This is a genomic window from Cryobacterium glucosi, from assembly GCF_004402235.1.
GTDB classification, from domain to species: Bacteria; Actinomycetota; Actinomycetes; order Actinomycetales; family Microbacteriaceae; genus Cryobacterium; species Cryobacterium glucosi.
In genome coordinates, this window is sequence record NZ_SOFS01000026.1 from 1 (window position 1) to 16,992 (window position 16,992).

Annotated in this window: 14 protein-coding genes; 6 read left to right on the top strand and 8 right to left on the bottom strand. The window is 68.5% G+C overall.

Translation table 11 applies throughout. From position 1 onward, the window contains the following. Nucleotides 1–1,083, top strand: a 1,083-nt coding sequence (locus E3O46_RS12655; protein ID WP_134561797.1) for a response regulator, incomplete at its 5' end; no start/stop codon positions are given. A gap of 37 nt (nt 1,084–1,120) precedes the next feature. Here E3O46_RS12655 and E3O46_RS12660 read toward each other — a convergent pair. The 7 genes from E3O46_RS12660 to E3O46_RS12690 all read right to left on the bottom strand — a co-directional run bounded on the left by E3O46_RS12660 (nt 1,121) and on the right by E3O46_RS12690 (nt 7,636). After that, nucleotides 1,121–2,440, bottom strand: coding sequence for an RNA polymerase sigma factor (locus E3O46_RS12660; RefSeq protein WP_174775133.1), 1,320 nt, complete (start codon nt 2,438–2,440; stop codon nt 1,121–1,123). Beyond that, a complete protein-coding gene (locus E3O46_RS12665) occupies nt 2,437–2,814 on the bottom strand; it encodes a YciI family protein (RefSeq protein WP_134558712.1) in 378 nt (125 codons plus the stop codon). The genes E3O46_RS12660 and E3O46_RS12665 overlap by 4 nt, the downstream gene beginning before the upstream one ends. A 67-nt stretch (nt 2,815–2,881) precedes the next feature. Beyond that, a complete protein-coding gene (locus tag E3O46_RS12670; protein WP_134561798.1) occupies nt 2,882–3,619 on the bottom strand; it encodes a PIG-L deacetylase family protein in 738 nt (245 codons plus the stop codon). Continuing rightward, complete coding sequence (locus E3O46_RS12675; protein WP_241987412.1) at nt 3,616–4,863, bottom strand: glycosyltransferase; 1,248 nt, start codon at nt 4,861–4,863, stop codon at nt 3,616–3,618. The genes E3O46_RS12670 and E3O46_RS12675 overlap by 4 nt, the downstream gene beginning before the upstream one ends. A gap of 55 nt (nt 4,864–4,918) precedes the next feature. Continuing rightward, nucleotides 4,919–6,148: a multidrug effflux MFS transporter gene (locus E3O46_RS12680; RefSeq protein WP_134447207.1), complete on the bottom strand. Its 1,230-nt coding sequence runs from the start codon at nt 6,146–6,148 to the stop codon at nt 4,919–4,921. Beyond that, the gene (locus tag E3O46_RS12685) at nt 6,145–6,969 is read right to left on the bottom strand and encodes an aldo/keto reductase (protein WP_134561799.1); all 825 of its coding nucleotides are present in this window, start codon (nt 6,967–6,969) and stop codon (nt 6,145–6,147) included. Before E3O46_RS12685 ends, E3O46_RS12680 begins: the two co-directional genes overlap by 4 nt. A 76-nt stretch (nt 6,970–7,045) precedes the next feature. Then, nucleotides 7,046–7,636 (bottom strand): TetR/AcrR family transcriptional regulator, encoded by a 591-nt coding sequence (locus E3O46_RS12690; RefSeq protein ID WP_134561800.1) that lies wholly within the window; start codon nt 7,634–7,636, stop codon nt 7,046–7,048. Nucleotides 7,637–7,805: 169 nt separating this feature from the next. On the opposite strand from E3O46_RS12690, the gene E3O46_RS12695 reads away from it, so the two are divergent. From E3O46_RS12695 to E3O46_RS12710, 4 genes are all read left to right on the top strand, one after another. Next, a complete protein-coding gene (locus E3O46_RS12695) occupies nt 7,806–9,059 on the top strand; it encodes an aminotransferase class III-fold pyridoxal phosphate-dependent enzyme (protein WP_174774822.1) in 1,254 nt (417 codons plus the stop codon). Nucleotides 9,060–9,187: 128 nt separating this feature from the next. Continuing rightward, on the top strand, nt 9,188–10,816 hold the full coding sequence (locus tag E3O46_RS12700; protein ID WP_134558715.1) for an ABC transporter substrate-binding protein: 1,629 nt from the start codon (nt 9,188–9,190) through the stop codon (nt 10,814–10,816). Between the two features lie 109 nt (nt 10,817–10,925). Next, the gene (locus E3O46_RS12705; protein WP_134558716.1) at nt 10,926–11,939 is read left to right on the top strand and encodes an ABC transporter permease; all 1,014 of its coding nucleotides are present in this window, start codon (nt 10,926–10,928) and stop codon (nt 11,937–11,939) included. Then, the gene (locus E3O46_RS12710) at nt 11,936–12,811 is read left to right on the top strand and encodes an ABC transporter permease (RefSeq protein ID WP_134447197.1); all 876 of its coding nucleotides are present in this window, start codon (nt 11,936–11,938) and stop codon (nt 12,809–12,811) included. The genes E3O46_RS12705 and E3O46_RS12710 overlap by 4 nt, the downstream gene beginning before the upstream one ends. A 70-nt stretch (nt 12,812–12,881) precedes the next feature. On the opposite strand, the gene E3O46_RS12715 is transcribed toward E3O46_RS12710, so the two are convergent. Beyond that, nucleotides 12,882–14,573, bottom strand: coding sequence for a dipeptide ABC transporter ATP-binding protein (locus tag E3O46_RS12715; RefSeq protein WP_134561801.1), 1,692 nt, complete (start codon nt 14,571–14,573; stop codon nt 12,882–12,884). A gap of 203 nt (nt 14,574–14,776) precedes the next feature. Here E3O46_RS12715 and E3O46_RS12720 point away from each other — a divergent pair, with 203 nt between their 5' ends. After that, nucleotides 14,777–16,954, top strand: a complete 2,178-nt coding sequence (locus tag E3O46_RS12720) for a glutamine synthetase III family protein (RefSeq protein ID WP_134447193.1) — start codon at nt 14,777–14,779, stop codon at nt 16,952–16,954. Nucleotides 16,955–16,992 lie beyond the last annotated feature (38 nt).

Sequence of the window (16,992 nt, forward strand, 5' to 3'; positions counted from 1 at the left end):
GGTCTGGGGTTGGCGATCAGTCAGGCCCTGGTCGAGATCATGGGGGGGCGGATCGAGGTGACGAGTACCGTCGGGGTCGGCTCCACCTTCGCATTCACCATCGCCTGGCCGCTCGCCGCTCGCCCGGAGCGGCGAGCGGCGACCGGCGTCGACTGGCTGAGCAGCGGTCGCCCCGAGCGCCGACGCCGGGATGACGCCGCGACCCACGAGAGTGCCGGGCGGGAACGCCCGGGGTCCGGGCCGGCAGACCCGTCCACTCTGCCCGGTCGATCCTCGCCGATTCCCCCCACCCCGGGGCTGCGCATCCTGCTCGCCGAGGACAACGTCATCAACCAGAAGGTCGCTCAGTTGATGCTCGCGCGCGGCGGCCACCGCGTCGACACCGTGAGCGACGGGCTCGAGGCCGTGCAGGCCGTCGGAGCCGTCGCGTACGACGTCGTGCTGATGGACGTGCACATGCCCGTCATGGACGGCCTCGAGGCCGCGCGCCGGATCCGGGGTCTCGGTGACAGCATCCGCCAGCCCGTGATCATCGCTCTCACCGCGAGTGCGACCACGGAGGCGAGGCAGGCGTGCCTCGAGGCGGGCATGGACCTTTACCTCACCAAGCCGATCCGGCCGGCCGAACTCGCGGAGACGCTGGCAACGGTGACGGGGGCGGGAACCGTTCTCGGCGACTGCCCGGATGCAGCCCCCATCGCTTCCCGTCCTGACGATGCCGTGATCGACTACGAAGTCCTCGGCTATCTCGACGACGTCGGCGCGGAAACCAAGGGCTGGCTGCTCCGGAGCTTCGCCGGCCAGGGCGAGAGCAGGCTGCGCGCGATCAGCGCCGGGATCGAAGCCCTCGACCACGAGCACGTGGTGGAGCTGGCGCACCGCCTCCGCGGGAGCAGCGCGACGGTCGGCGCGAGCGCCCTCGCCGCCGTCTGCGCCGAGATCGAGGCGGCGGCGACGCGGCAGGAGCCGATCACCGCGGGGCAGGTCGCCCGGCTCGGCACGGCGATGGACCGCACGCTCTCGGCCCTTGAACCGTTCATGCACCCCGTCCGTGAGCCAGAGCCCGAGCCGGAATCGGCCTGAGCCGAGCCGTCAGCCCGTGCCGATCAGCCCCTGCCGATCAGGCCGCGCCGATCAGCGCGCACTGCTCCTGCAGGCGCGAACGGATGCCGGCGTCGGCGCACAGCGCGATCGCCCGTTGGTAGGCGACCCGGGCATCCCTCACCCGGCCGGCCTGGGCGAGCAGGTGTGCGCGGGTCGCCCAGGCCGGTTGGAAACCATCGGCGCCCGGCAGCACGGCGACGGAATCGAGAGCGGCCAGTCCGGCCGCTGATCCCTCGACCGCGCCGACGGTCGCCGCGAGCGCCACCCGGGCGCCGAGGGTGGGCGCGATCCGCACGAGCGCGCCGTAGAGGGCCAGAAGCGCCGGCCGGTCGGTCTCGCCCGAGCGAGCCCGGTCGCAGTGCACCGACTCGATGGCCGCTTCCACCTGGAATCGTCCGATCCGGTCGAAACCGTGGGCCCGCCGGAGCAGCATTTCCCCCTGCCGGATCAGCTCGCGATCCCACCTGGCCGGATCCTGGTCGTCGAGGGCGATCGTTGATCCGTCCGGTGCGGCGCGTGCCGGTGCCCGGGACAGCGAGAACGACAGCAGCGCGGCAAGGCCGAGCACCTCGGGCTCGCGCGGAAGCAGGGCCGCGAGCACGGTCGCGAGGTACAGCGACTCCGCCGCAAGCGACTCACGCACACTCGGCCCGGCAACACCCTGCCAGTCGATCGCATAGGCGCCGTAGATCGCCTCGAGCACCGCGGGGAGCCGCCCGGAGAGTTCGCTCAGCCCCGGCACGGTGAAGGGGATCCGCGCGTCCCGAATCCGCCGCTTCGCCCGCACGAGGCGCTGCGCCATCGTGGATTCGGGCAGCGAGAAGGCCACCGCGATCCGGGCCGCGTCGAAACCGAGCACCGTCTGCAGCATCAGGGGCGTGCGAATGCCGGGATCAATCGCCGGGTGCGCGCAGACGAAAAGCAGTTCAAGGCGCTTGTCGGGGATCTCATCGGGGTCGACGTCGTCGAGCGAGAGCGGTGCGGGCGGATCGAGCGACCCAGAGAGTCCGAACAGCACGGTCGGGTCGAGCGGCACGGTTCGGCGCACGGCGGTGGACTTCCAGCGGTCGCGGAGACGATTGCGCGCCACCGTGAGCAGCCACCCCTCGGGGTTGCCGGGAATGCCGGCCGCCGGCCACCGGGTCAGCGCCTCGAGGAAGGCATCCGCAAGGGCATCTTCGGCGGACGGGATGTCGCCGCCCGGCGCCGCGATCAGCGCGAGCAGCCGGCCGTAGGACTCCCGGGCGACGGATTCCGCCCGCGCCCTGGCCGTGTCCCTGGCTGCGTCCGTGGCTGCGCCCGCGGCGGCTGCGTCGTGCGCGCCCGCTGCGGTCATTCCTGGCCGCGCCATGCTCCGTCCCGGAAGATGATTGCCGACGGACGGATCTCGACAGCCCCGTACTGGGCGGCGGGGCACTGTTCGGCCCATGCGATTGCCGCATCGAGGTCTGGCACCTCGATCACGAAGGTGCCGTTGAGGCGCTCCTTGGTGTCCGCGAACGGGCCGTCCTGCACCCGGAGCGCGCTGTCGCGCACGGTGACGGTCGTCGACGCGGACACGGGCTGCAGGATGTCGGCCGAGATGAGTACCCCGGCGGCGTCGAGCGACTTCCCATAGGCATCGAAGGCCGCGCGTCCCCATTCCATCATCTCGTCGCTGATGTTGGCGTCTTCGGCTTCCTGGCTGATCACGAGCAATGAGTAACGCATCAGACTTCCCTTCGTCGTTGTGATACTGACACCACAATGACGAGCGAGCACGCCCCGAATCGACACCTCAGCGGGCGCGCAACCCGATCGACGTCGTGATCGCCTCATGCTGGCCACCGGAATGCACAAGATGCAGGCCGTCGCCGGTGACCGTGAGCTGGCTCCGGTAGCAGCGCAGGGCGGCCGTCGTCACGGCGCGACGGGCCTCGAGGTCGAGCCATTCGGCATCCGCTGCCGGATCGAGCACGATCTCGGCGAAGGGGGTCTGCCCGGCGAGGCATGCCGCACGGGCCGCCTCGTGCATGCGCACGTGGTCGGGGTGGCCGTAACCACCGCCGTGGTCGTAGCTGATCACGAGGGCGGGCCGCACGTGCCCGATGAGCGCCACGACATCGGCCGTGACCTCGTCGAGGGGAGCGACATAGAGGGCATCGGCGTCGGCGTCCGCGGCCGGACCGGCGAGTCCCTCCCGGATCCAGCTCATGCCCGAGTCACGGTAGCGGCGCGGCGGCCGTCCTTCGGCGCGCGCGGGAGCCTGGCCGAGCCAGAATCGGTCGGCGATCCCGAGGACCTGGGTGGCTCTGTCCAGCTCGTCCTCGCGAACGCGTGCGAGCGCCGCGGTGCCCTCGAGCCCGGACAGCGGCCCGGCGACGACTTCGCCGCGCTCGCCACGGGAGGCGGTCAGGAGCGACACCCGGGTGCCGCGCGCGACGAGTTCGGCTGCGAGGGCTCCGGTGGTGAGGGTTTCGTCGTCGGGGTGCGCGTGCACGAGCAGGACGACCGGGAGGCCGTCGAGGATGCTCACGCGATCCGCAGCCCGCGTCGGTCGTCGTACTCGTCCGCGGAGCACGGCTCGCGCAAGCCCCGGTACACGTCCAGAAGACCCCGCGCGCTGCGCGGCCAGTCGAGGCGTTCGGCGCGGGCGCGGGCGTCGACGGACAGCCGGCGGGCGAGGTCGGGATCGCCGAGCAGGGTCGTGATCGCCGCGCCCCAGGCCTGCGGGTCGCGGGAGCCGAGCACGATCCCGGTGTCGCCGTCGAGCACGGCTTCGCGGAGGCCCCCTGACGCCGAGGCGACGACGGGCACTCCGCTCGCTGCCGCCTCGAGGGCGACCAGGCCGAAAGTCTCCGAGTGGGAGGGGATCAACACGACCCTGGCGTCGCGGAACAGCGCCGCGAGATCGGCGCGGGTCTGCGGGCCGAGGAATCGAACGGTGTCGGCTATCCCGTTCCGTTCGGCGAGGTCACGGAGGCCATCGATATAGCCGTCGAAGTCGCCGGAGGCGTCGCCCGCGATGATGAGCTCCGGCCGGAGTGCCGCAGGGACCGCCGCTATCGCCTCGACCGCGAGGTCGAGTCCCTTGAGCGGCTGCAGGCGGGCGGCGACGATCGCGTAGCCGGGGTCCTGCTCAGCAGCGCGGATGCCCGGCGCCGGGTGGAAGAGCTCGGCGTCGACGCCGGGGGAGACCACGAAGATCCGCTCGGGCGAGCCGCCGAGCCTGGTCACGATCGTGTCGGCCTCGGCGTTGCTGATCGCGACGAGGGCGTCGGATTCGCGGGCGAGCCAGGCTTCGCCGCGCATCCGCCCCGGTGACTCCGGCCGTTCGCCGGCCGAGAGCGGTGTCGAGGGGTCTGCGGCGATGCTGTGGAAGCTCTGCACGTGCGGGATGCCGCGGCCCTGGGCGAGCGGGAGCGCGGCCATGCCGGAGAACCAGTGGTGCGAGTGGATCACGTCGTAGTCGCCGAGGGCGGCCAGGCCGACCCGGAATTCGTCGATGACCGCCTCGTGCGCCCCCTTGCTGATGGGTTTCGCCGGACCGGCCTGAAGGAAGCGGAGGGTGAGTCGCGGTGCGAGGACGACGGCGTCCGGAAGTGTGGCCGAGGACCGGCGGGTCACGATGTCGACGGTGTGGCCGGCAGCGGCCATGGCCTCCGCCTGCTGGCGCACCACGACGTTCATGCCGCCGGCGTCCCCGGATCCAGGCTCGTCACCCGGCGAGGTGTGCAGGGAGACGAGGGCGATGCGGAGGCGGGAGGCTGCGGGGGACACCCGTGAATCTTAACGCAGTCGCCTGAACCCGCCCTGCCGAACTCCGTCGAATGGGTCAGCGGGCGAGGGCCGGCACAGATCGCGGCCGCACGAGCCACCACAGGGCCGCGCTCGCGAAGCCGGCGCAGGCGAGCATGACCGCTCCCATTCCGAGTGCGTCACCGGTGATGAACACCCCGACCAGCGGAGTGACGATTCCCGCGACGGTGAAGTTCATCGCGCCGAGCAGCGACGCCGCGAGTCCGGACTCCGCCCCGTGGGGTGCGAGGGCGAGGCCCTGCACGCAGGGAATGCAGACCCCCACGGCCATGATCGAGAACCAGAGCGGGATGACGACGAGCGGAAGCCCCCAGCCCCAGACGGCTGCGGTGCAGATCACCAGGGCGGACACCACGAGCACGGTCGTGCTGAGGGCCAGTAGCCACTGCGGGGCCAGCCTGCCGGCAAGGCGCGCCCCGAGCTGGGTGCCGAGCACGAAGCCGAGGGCGTTCACCGAGAACAACAGCCCGTACTGCGCTACCGAGAACGCGTAGACGCCCTGGAACAGAAACGGTGAACCGGCGAGGTAGGCGAACTCGCCTCCCCAGACGAAACCGCCGACCAGGGCGAGTCCGAGGTAGCGGCGGTCCCGGAGCAGCCTGCCCATCCGACCCGGCAGCGCACGGATGCCCGACTGGATCCGGTTCTCGATCGGCAGGGTTTCCCGGATGCCGATCACCGAAGCGAGGGCGATCACCGCACCGTATGCGGCGAGCACCACAAAAATACCCCGCCAGTCGATCCACTGCAGCAACTGCGAACCCAGGATCGGCGCGACGATCGGGGCGAGCCCGTTGACCATGCCGAGCCGGGACAGCATCCTGAGCATCGGGATTCCGGAGAAGAGGTCACGCACGAGCGCGAGCGACACGACGCCGCCGGCCGCCGCCGCCGCGCCCATCAGGAAGCGGAAGGCCGTCAGCGCCTCGACGTTCGGGGCGAACGCGCAGGCAAGAGACGCGAGGACGTGGACGAGGGTCGCGACGATGAGCGGCCGGCGCCGACCGATGACGTCGCTCCAGGGGCCGACAACGAGCTGGCCGACGGCGAGGCCGATGGTCGTGGCCGCGAGGGTGATCTGCACGGCCGACTCGGAGGTGTGCAGTGCCGCCGCGACCGCGGGGAAGGCGGGCAGGTACAGGTCGATCGTGAACGGCCCGAGCGCGGTCAGGGCGCCGAGGATGAACACGTACCGCAGGCGGTGACCCCGGCTGAGCAGTTCGCCCGGGTGCGCGGACGCGGTCATGCCCACTCGTAGTACGACTCGTCAACGCGACGGCCGACAGAGAGAGAGTCGATGGTCGCCATGTCTTCTGCGTCGAGTTCGAAGCCGAGGATGTCGATGTTCTCCCTGATCCGGTCGGCGGACGCCGACTTGGGCAGGGGAACGGTACCGAGCTGCAGGTGCCAGCGCAGGATCGCCTGCGCCTCCGTGACCCCGTGCGCCCGCGCGATCGAGGCGATCTCGGATGTGCCGAGGGCGAGGCCGCGGCCGAGCGGCGACCAGGCCTGGGTCACGATGCCTCGCTCGGCGTGGAAGGCGCGCAGCTCCGGCTGTGAGTGCAGGGGGTGCAGTTCGATCTGGTTCACGCTCGGGACCGTCCCGCCGAGCGCGATCACCTCCTCGACCTGCTCCCGCGAGAAGTTGGAGACGCCGATCGACCGCGCGGCACCGGAGCGGTTGACGTCTTCGAGGCCGTCCCAGGCCCGCAGGTGAGTTCCGACGGAGGACACCGGCCAGTGCACCAGATACAGGTCGACGTAGTCGAGTCCGAGGCGATCGAGGCTGTTCCTGGCTTCCTCGCCCGCGGTCAGGTGGTGCGTGTTCCAGAGTTTCGTCGTGACGAAGAGCTCCCCGCGGGGAATACCGCTCCGGCGGATGCCGATACCGACGCCGCGCTCGTTGAGATAGACGGCGGCCGTGTCGATCGAGCGGTACCCGGCGGCGATGGCCGCTTCGACCGCACGAGCGGTCGCCTCGTCGTCCATCGCGAAGACGCCGAAACCGAGTTGCGGGGTCGTCGCCCCGGTATTGAGAGTGATCCTGGGGAGCCGGGTCGGCGGCATGGGGCGCTCCGTTCGGTCGCATTATTATCGGACGAGCGTCCAATATAAAGCGAGCCTAGCGTCTTGCCGCGTGGGCTCAGGCCCGGATGCGGGCAATCAGGTCGTCGGCGAGCTGCTTCTGAAGCTCCGGAGTCATCAGGTCGGGGAACAGTACCGACTGCAGCGAGATCCCGTCGATGAACACCAGGATCTGGTCGACGAGCAGTCCGAGATTCGTGTCGACGGCCAGGTGCCCGCCCGCCGCGGTCGACGTCAGCACCCCGAGCCACCAGTCCCGAGCGACCTGCGCGGACTCCTGCCGGACCAGCTTGAGGCGGGGATCGTTGAGTGCCCTGCCGATGTAGCTGATGTCGATGACGGCCTCGATCCGCCGGTTCTCGTCCATCGGCAGCGTCTCATACAGCGTGGCCCTGAGTGCCTCGATCCCGGTTGACCGGCCGATCTCCTCCTCGACGCGGCGGAAGACCCGGTCATAGGCCAGGCGGTGGGCCTGAACGAGGATGTCGTCCTTGTCTGCGAAATAGTGGGCGAGCACGCCGCTCGAAACGCCGGCTTCCTTCGCGATCTGGCGCACCGTGGCCGCGTCAAGTCCGCGGGTCGCGATCACCCGCCAGGTGGCCTCGAGCACCTCAGCGCGCCGTTCCTCGTGGTCGACAATCTTCGGCATGTGTTGTGTCTCTTCCTCGTTCGCCCCAGTCGACTGCGGGAACCCATCGGCGAGTCCCCGGTTTTTGGACGCATGAGTTAATTTACTCGCTTGTAACAGGGCAGAAACTTATTTCGGACGCGTGTCATAAAAACTGTGAGGACAGCACAGACGAGGAAGTGAGCCAGGGATGACCATCACAGCACCACAACAGATCGAACTGCCCCTTGACGCCGCCCTGCGAGCCCGCGCGGGGAAGGTCATCCCAAGCGGGATGTACGGGCACATGAACGTGACCCTGATGCCGTCGGGGTTCCCCCAGTTCTATGCGGAGGGCAAGGGCAACCGCCTCTGGGACGTCGACGGAAACGAATATCTCGACTTCATGTGTTCCTTCGGCCCGATGATCTCCGGCTACGCGAACCCGGTCGTCGACGCGGCAGCGCTGGCCCAGCAGAAGCGCGGCGACGCCCTCGGTGGCCCGACCGCACGCATGGTCGAGCTCGCCGAACTGATGGTCGACACCGTCGCACACGCCGACTGGGCCATGTTCGCCAAGAACGGCACCGACGCCACGAGTCTCGCGGTCACGATCGCCCGGGCGGCGACGGGTCGGAAGAAGCTGCTCAAGGGCGGCACGGCCTACCACGGCGCGAATGCCTGGTTCAATCCGAACCCGCTCGGCAGCACGCCGGAGGACCGCGCAAACATCATCGACTTCGAGTTCAACGACCTCGCCTCGCTCGAGGCTGCCGCAGCCGAAGCCGGCGGTGATGCCGCGGCGATCATCCTCTCTCCATTCCGGCACGACGCCCCCGGCTCCACAGACCAGTACATCGTCGACCCGGCCTTCGCCAGGGGAGTGCGGGCGCTGGCCGACCGGATCGGCGCCGTGCTGATCATGGACGAGGTCCGCACCGGCTTCCGACTGCACACCGGCGGCGCGTGGGAACCGCTCGGCATCGATCCAGACCTCACCGCCTTCAGCAAGGCAATGGCGAACGGCTACGCGATTTCGTCGGTCGTCGGCATCGACTCCCTCCGGCAGTCGGCCGCCGACATCTTCGCGACCGGATCGTTCTGGTACGCGGGTGCAGCGATGGCGGCCGCGATCGCCAACATCGGCCTGCTCAAGGCGACCGACACCCCCGCCCAGATGAACCGGGTCGGCCAGCTCCTGCGCGACGGACTTCAGAGCCAGGCCGCCGCGCACGGCTTCACGGTCTTCCAGAGCGGGCCGCCCGTGATGCCGTTCCTGCGCTTCGAGGACGACGAAAGCCTCGCGACAGCCGCGGCCTTCACCGACGCGGCGGTCCGGCGCGGCGTGCTGCTGCACCCCGCGCACAACTGGTTCCTCTCCACCGCGCACACCGAAACGGATGTCGCGTGGGCGCTCGAGCGCACCGACGACGCGTTCGCCGAGACGCGCGCCCTGTTCGGCTGACCCGTTCGACTGACCCGTTCAGCTGCCACCATCGCCACCCTTCCACCATCAGCACCCAGGCTCCGACGCTGCAGCCACCTTGAGAACCGGCGGGACGGCCGGGTCCGCAACCAACAGAGGAGACTCACGTGCACACGAAACAACGCTCCACCCGCTTCAAATGGCGCTCCCTCGTCGCGATGGCCGCGACCGCAACCCTGCTGCTGACCGGCTGCAGCGTCGGAGCGGCCACGACGGCTGTCGCGAAACACGATCTCGTGATCGCGAGGGCGATGGACCTGACGACCCTCGACCCCGACCGCGGCTACTGCGACACCTGCCAGATCGTCTTCACGGCACTCTACGACCGGCTCGTGATCGTGAGTCCAGAGGACTCGAAGACCCTTCAGCCCGGGCTGGCCTCGACCTTCACCGCGAACGCCGACAACACCCAGTTCACCTTCGGACTCGACCCAGCGGCGACCTTCTCGGACGCCTCGCCCGTCGAGCCGAAGGACGTCAAGTGGAGCCTGGAGCGCCTCGCCAACATCAAGGGCAGCGCCTCCTACCTGCTCGCGGGCATGTCCTCGATCGACACCCCCGACGCGAAGACCGTGGTCGTCAACTTCGCGGCGCCGAACTCCGCGTTCCTCGCGATCGTCGCGGCGTCGTACCTGGGCATCGTGAACAGTGACGTCGCCAGCGAGCACGGTGCATCCGCCGCGGCCGACGCGTCGACTGCGGACACCGCAGAAGACTGGTTCCTCTCCAACTCCGCGGGAAGCGGCCCGTACATCCTCGACAGCTATACGGCCAACAGTGCCGTGAAGCTCACGGCGAACCCGAACTACTGGCGCACCAAGCCGACCTTCGACACCGTGACGCTCAAGGAGGTCACCGACTCGAGCTCGCAGCTCCAGCAGCTCCAGCAAGGTGACGTCGACATCGCCATGCAGATCAGCCCAGACGCCCTGGACCAGCTCAAGAACACCCCGACGGTCACGACGGCGGCCGTCGATTCGTTCAACTACACATACATCGCCCTGATGCCAGGTGCAGAGGGCGGGGCTCCCCTCGCCGATGTCCGGGTGCGGGAGGCGATCAAGGACGCCATCGACTACGACAACATCGTCAAGACCCTCGTCGCAGGCTACGGGAAGCTGCAGGGCTCTCCGATCCCTAACGGCTTCGAGGGAAGTGAGAAGGTCGCCCTGCCGAGCTACGACGTCACGAAGGCGAAGGCACTGCTCGCAGAGGCCGGCTACCCGGACGGCTTCACGATCAGCTCGACGTACCCGAAGATCGTTGCATACGGCGTCGACCTCGACCTGCAGATGCAGGCCATCCAGCAGAACCTCGCTTCGGTCGGCATCACGCTCGAACTGACGCCGGTCGACTTCAGCCAGTGGGCCGACGTCATCGGCGGCAAAGGAACCCCGATCACGGCCGTGTACTTCGCCCCTGACCACACGGACTCGAGCCAGTACGTGCAGTACTTCGGCCTGATCCCGAACGGCGGATACGTCGCCAACTTCGCCTCTCTGGCCGGCAAGACGGTCAACCAGGCCGAGGTCGACGGGCTCACGACTGCGCTCGCCCAGACCGGAGCGGAGCGCACGGCGAGCTACCAGGCGCTCGCCCAACTGATGGCCGACGACGTCAATATCCTGCCGATCGTCAATCCGCAGTTGATCATGGCCCACGCGAGCGACATCACGGGGGTGACGTACAGCCCGTGCTGCAACGTCGACCTCGGGGCGCTCGGGCTCACGAAGTAAGCCACTGCCCAGCGACAGTGCGGGGCGCGGACCCGGTCCACGCCCCGCACTGTCGCCCTGTACCGTCGCCCCGCACTGTACCGTCGCCCCGCACTTTACGGAGTTCCAGATGCTTCGCTTCATCCTCAAACGGATCGCCATCCTGCCGCTGCTCCTGCTCGGCATCGTGACGATCGCTTTCGTGATCTCGCGGCTGTTGCCGGCGAATCCGATCGCCTCGCTCGTCGGCGAACGCAACCTCAACAATCCCGAGATCGTCGCCGCCGCCAAGGCGCGCTGGGGCCTCGACCAGGACCTCTTCACGCAGTACCTGAACTATCTCGGTCACCTTTTCCAGGGCGACCTCGGCACCTCCTTCAGCACCAAATCGAGCGTGACGAGCGACCTGCTCAGCCGTCTTCCGGCCACGATGGAGCTCACGATCGTCGCCCTCCTGATCGGCACACTCGGCGGCATCGCCCTCGGCGTGATCTCGGCGAGCCGGAAGGACCGCTTCGCCGACCACCTGAGCCGGTTCTTCTCCCTGCTCGGATCGTCCCTCCCGGTCTTCTGGACCGGCCTCGTCTTCCTCTTCGTCTTCTACGCCCAGCTCGGCGTTCTCCCCGGCCCCGGCCGGCTTTCGGCCAGGATCGAACCTCCCGCGAACGTCACTGGCTTCTACACGGTGGACTCACTGCTCGCCGGCAATATTCCGCTCTTCCTCGACGCGGTCAGCCACCTGATCCTCCCGGCGTTCATCCTGGGCTGGGGGCTGGTCGGCACGATCAGCAGGCTGGTCCGCGCCTCGATGCTCGATGAGATGCACGCGGACTACGTGCGCACCGTGCGCGCGAAGGGCCTCAGTGACGGGTTCGTGATGCGGCATCATGTGCTGCGCAACTCGCTCACCCCGGTCGTCACCATCGTCGGCTTCGCGTTCGGCGCGCTGCTCACCGGTGCCGTGCTCGTGGAGCAGATCTTCTCCTGGAACGGGATCGGCTCGTACGCCGTCGGCGCCACCCGCACCCTCGACTACCCCGCCATCAACGGGGTCACCCTCGTCGGCGGTGCCATCTTCCTCCTGGCCAGCCTGGCCACCGACATCGTGTACGCCGTCGTCGACCCGAGAGTGAGGCTCGCATGACCGCGATCTCGTTGCCCAGCCTGGCCGGAAACGCCCGCGACCTGTGGAAGCGCGGGTCGGCATCCGCCTGGCTGCGCCCACCGATGATCTTCGGCTACGTCGTGCTCGCCTTCTGGATCGTCGCCGCCGTCGGCGTGCAGTGGATCGCGCCGTACGACCCGATCAAACAGGTGGGCGAACGGCTGCTCGCGCCCAGCGGGACGCACTGGTTCGGCACGGATGCGCTCGGTCGCGACGTTTTCAGCCGCACCCTCTACGGTGCCCGCTATTCGCTCCCGATCGCCGCGGTCGCGATCGTCGTCTCGGTGACGATCGGCAGCGTGCTCGGCGCCGTGGCCGGCTACTTCGGCGGCTGGGTGGATGCCGTGATCATGCGCATCGCGGACATGACGATGGCATTCCCCGCGATCCTGCTCGCGATGGCGGTCGCCGCCTCGCTCGGCCCCGGCCTGAACAACGCGTTGATCGCGATCGTGATCGTCTGGTGGCCGATCTATGCCCGGCTGATGCGCGGTCAGGTGCTCTCGATCAAGCAGCGGGAGCACGTCGAATCGGCCGTGGCGATCGGGGCGAGCGGTCCACGGATCCTGTTCCGGCACATCGTGCCGCAGTCGCTGACGCCGATCCTGGTCAACGCGACCATGGACCTCGGCCAGGTCATCCTGCTGGTCGCCTCGCTGAGTTTCCTCGGCCTCGGCGCCCTGCCGCCCACGCCGGAGTGGGGTGCGATGATCACCGACGGCGCCAAGAACTTCTATCAGCCGTGGATCGCCGCGGCCCCCGGGTTCGCGATGCTCACGATCGTGCTCGCGATCAACTTCATCGGCGACGGCCTGCGGGACGCCCTCGACGTGAAGGCCACCCGCCGCTGAGTCGCCGGCAGCACAACAGGAAGCGGCGCCCGGACTGTGTCCGGGCGCCGCTTCGTTGGTCCGGCGGGGGTCAGCTCGCGATGCGGGCGCCGGGGATCGCGGCGAGCAGCTCCCGCGTGTACGACTCCCGGGGCGAGTCGAAGATCTCCTCCGGGGTGCCGCTCTCCACGATGACGCCGTTCCGCATCACGTGCACGAAGTCGCTGATCTGCCGCACGACGGCGAGGTCGTGGCTGATGAACAGGTAGCTCAGGCCGAATTCATGCTGGAGTCGCATCAGCAGGTCGAGGATCTGCGCCTGCACGAGAACATCGAGGGCGGACACCGCCTCGTCGAGCACGATGAGTTCCGGCCGCAGCGCGAGCGCGCGTGCGATGGCGACGCGCTGGCGCTGGCCACCGGAGAGTTCGTGCGGGTAGCGGTCTGCGGTCTCTGCGGGGAGGGCGACCGCGTCGAGTAGTTCGAGCAGCCGGACAGCCCGGGATTCCTTCGTGCCCCAACCGTGGACGACGAGGGGTTCGACGATGGTCGCGCCGACCGTGAAGAGTGCGTCGAGCGAGGCGAACGGGTTCTGGAACACCGGCTGGACCCGGCGACGGAAGTCGAGGAGTTTCTTTTTTGTGAAGCCGCTTGTCTCGGCGCCTTCGAAGGTGATCGACCCGGAGGTCGGTGCGTCGAGCCCGAGCACGAGTCTCGTCGTCGTCGACTTACCCGAGCCGGACTCGCCGACGATCGCGACGGTGCTGCCGCGGGGGATGCTGAAGGTCGAGCCGGCGAGGGCGACGAACCGCTGCGGGCGCGACAGGAACCCGCTGCGCACGACGAACTCCTTGCGTACCTCGGAGAGCTCGATGATGTTATCGACATGGCCCGTTCCTGCGGCCTGATGCGTCGCGTAGGGCGTCGCCGCCCGCGTCTCCCCGCGGCGCACGGCGAGGCTCGGCGCCGCCAGGAGCAGGCGCTTCGTGTATTCGTGCTGGGGATCCTCCAGGATCTGGCGTGCCGGGCCATGCTCGACGATGCTGCCACGGAACATGACGAGCACCTCGTCGGCGCGCTCGGCCGCGAGGGCGAGGTCGTGCGTGATCATGAAGAGCGCTGTGCCCATTTCCTCCGTCAGTGCCGAGAGCTGGTCGAGGACCTGCCGCTGCACGGTGACGTCGAGGGCACTCGTCGGCTCATCAGCAATGAGGAGCTGTGGGCGGCAGGCGAGCCCGATCGCAATGAGCACGCGCTGACGCATGCCGCCGCTGAATTCGTGCGGGAACTGCCGGAAGCGGCGTTCGGGCTCGGGGATTCCGACCATCCTGAGCAGCTCGATCGCCCGGATGCGTGCGGCGGAAGGCGTTGCGCCATGCGCCTCGAGGGCCTCGGTGATCTGGTGGCCGATCCGGTAGACCGGGTCGAGGTTCGACATCGGGTCCTGCGGCACGAGGCCGATGCCGGCCCCGCGCACCCCGGCCATCTGCGCCTCGGAGGCGTGGGCGAGGTCGACGCCGTTGAAGAGGATTTTCCCGGAGGTGATGGTCGCGTTCGGTGCGAGCAGGCGGTTGATCGCCGCGGACATCGTCGACTTGCCCGAGCCCGACTCGCCGACGACGGCGAGCGTGGACCGTGCGGACAGCTCGAGGTTCGCGTCGGAGACCGCGGTGAACACCCCCTGGGCGGTCCGGAAGGAGATGGACAGGTTCTGGATCGAGAGCAGCGGCCGCCCGATGGCGGTTTCCGGGGCTGCAGTCGCCGTGGCAGTTTTATCGGACATGCGTCCAACATAAACGCGTCGCGTTTCGGCGAGTCAATGCAGTGTTTCGGACAGGTTTAATCTGGAAGAGAGGCCGGCGCGGGGTTCTGGTGACTGAAACCGTCATTCATCGGAAACATCCTCGCCACGCGACCTCCCTAGATTTAGGCGCATCCGAATCCGCACCTAGTCGCGGAGCAGCATGCCGTAGCAAAGGGGTATTCATGAGTGGAAACAGCGCCCGCCGTCAAGCGATCAGGGATGTAAGGGCTTATGTTCCTCCGGCCCCGAGCTATACGGCGACTGAGACGCCGGGAGAGATCTTCGGCGAAAACGTCTTCAACAAGGTCGTCATGCAGAAGCGGCTGCCGAAATCCGTCTATAAGTCCGTGATGGCGACGATCGAAAACGGCGCCAGGCTCGATCCGCTCGTAGCGGATGCCGTCGCATCCGCGATGAAGGACTGGGCGCTCGAAAAGGGTGCGACCCATTACGCCCACGTCTTCTACCCGCTCACCGGGCTGACAGCGGAGAAGCACGACAGCTTCTTCGAGCCCGTCGGCGATGGCACGGCGCTCGCCGAATTCGCGGGCAAGACCCTCGTGCAGGGCGAGCCCGACGCATCGAGCTTCCCCAACGGCGGCCTGCGCAACACCTTCGAGGCTCGCGGGTACACCGGCTGGGACGTGACGAGCCCGGCATACGTGCTCGAGAACCCGAACGGCAACACCCTCTGCATCCCGACGGTCTTCGTCTCGATGACCGGCGAAGCGCTCGACCACAAGACCCCGCTGCTGCGCTCGCAGCAGGCGATGGGCGAACATGCCGAACGCATCCTGCGCCTCTTCGGGCACACCGATCCTGCCCGCGTCGTCTCGTTCTGCGGCCCCGAGCAGGAGTACTTCCTCGTCGACCGGCACTTCTTCCTCGCCCGCCCCGACCTGCTCAACTCCGGCCGTACCCTGTTCGGCGCGAAGCCGCCCAAGGGCCAGGAGTTCGACGACCACTACTTCGGCGCCATCCCCGAGCGGGTGCTCGGCTTCATGATGGACACCGAGCGGGAGCTCTTCAAGCTCGGGATCCCCGCGAAGACCCGGCACAACGAGGTCGCCCCCGGCCAGTTCGAGATCGCGCCGATGTTCGAGCGCGGAAACATCGCCGCCGACCACCAGCAGCTGCTCATGACGACTTTCAAGTCCGTCGCCAAGAAGCACGGGATGGCCTGCCTGTTCCACGAGAAGCCCTTCCAGGGCGTCAACGGCTCGGGCAAGCACGTCAACTTCTCGCTCGGCAACAACGAGCTCGGCAGCCTTCTCGTCCCGGGAGACAACCCGCACGACAACGCCCAGTTCCTGGTGTTCTGCGCCGCCGTCATCCGCGCGGTGCACAAGTACGCCGGACTTCTCCGCGCCTCGGTCGCCTCCGCGACCAACGACCACCGCCTCGGCGCCAACGAGGCCCCGCCGGCGATCATCTCGATCTTCCTCGGCGACCAGCTCGCGGACGTCTTCGAGCAGATCGCCCAGGGCCCGGCAACCTCGTCCAAGGACAAGGGCTCGATGGTGATCGGCGTCGACACGCTCCCGGTGCTGCCGACCGACCCGGGCGACCGCAACCGTACGAGCCCGTTCGCGTTCACCGGGAACCGGTTCGAGTTCCGTGCCCCCGGTTCGATGCAGACCGTCGCCGGCCCGATGGTGACGATCAACACGATCATGGCCGAATCGCTCGACTACGCAGCGACCGAGCTCGAGGCCGCCGTCGCCGGTGGCACCGACTTCGACACCGCCGTGCAGAGCCTGCTCACCCAGATCATCACCGACCACGGCGCTGTCGTGTTCAACGGCGACGGGTACTCGGATGCCTGGCCGATCGAGGCGGAGAAGCGCGGGCTCGCAAACCTGCGCACGACCCTCGACGCGCTGCCCGAACTCATCACCGAGTCGGCAATGGACCTGTTCGACAAGTACAGGGTCTTCAACCACCGCGAGATGCACAGCCGTTATGAGATCGGCCTCGAACAGTACGCTCTCACCATCGGTGTCGAGGCGCGCCTCACGCTCGAGATGGGGGCGACGGTCATCCTCCCCGCCGCCGTGCGTCACCAGACCGAACTCGCGATCAACATCGGCGCCCTCACGGCCGCCGGCGTTGAACCCGACCACGCCGCACTGAGCGAGGTGTCCGCCCCGATCACCAAGCTCCGGTCCGCGCTCGCCGTGCTCCGGGACGCGCTGGCCGGCGGATCGGAAGAGACCGCACTCGGCGAGGCCGAGCACGCTCGCGACGCGCTGCTTCCGGCGATGTCCGCGGTCCGCGCCGCCGCAGATGCCCTCGAAGAGATCGTCGCGGACGACCTGTGGCCGCTCCCGACCTACCAGGAGATGCTCTTCATCCTGTAACCGCAGAGCACGTACGTCCTCCGCCCGGTCAGCCTGTT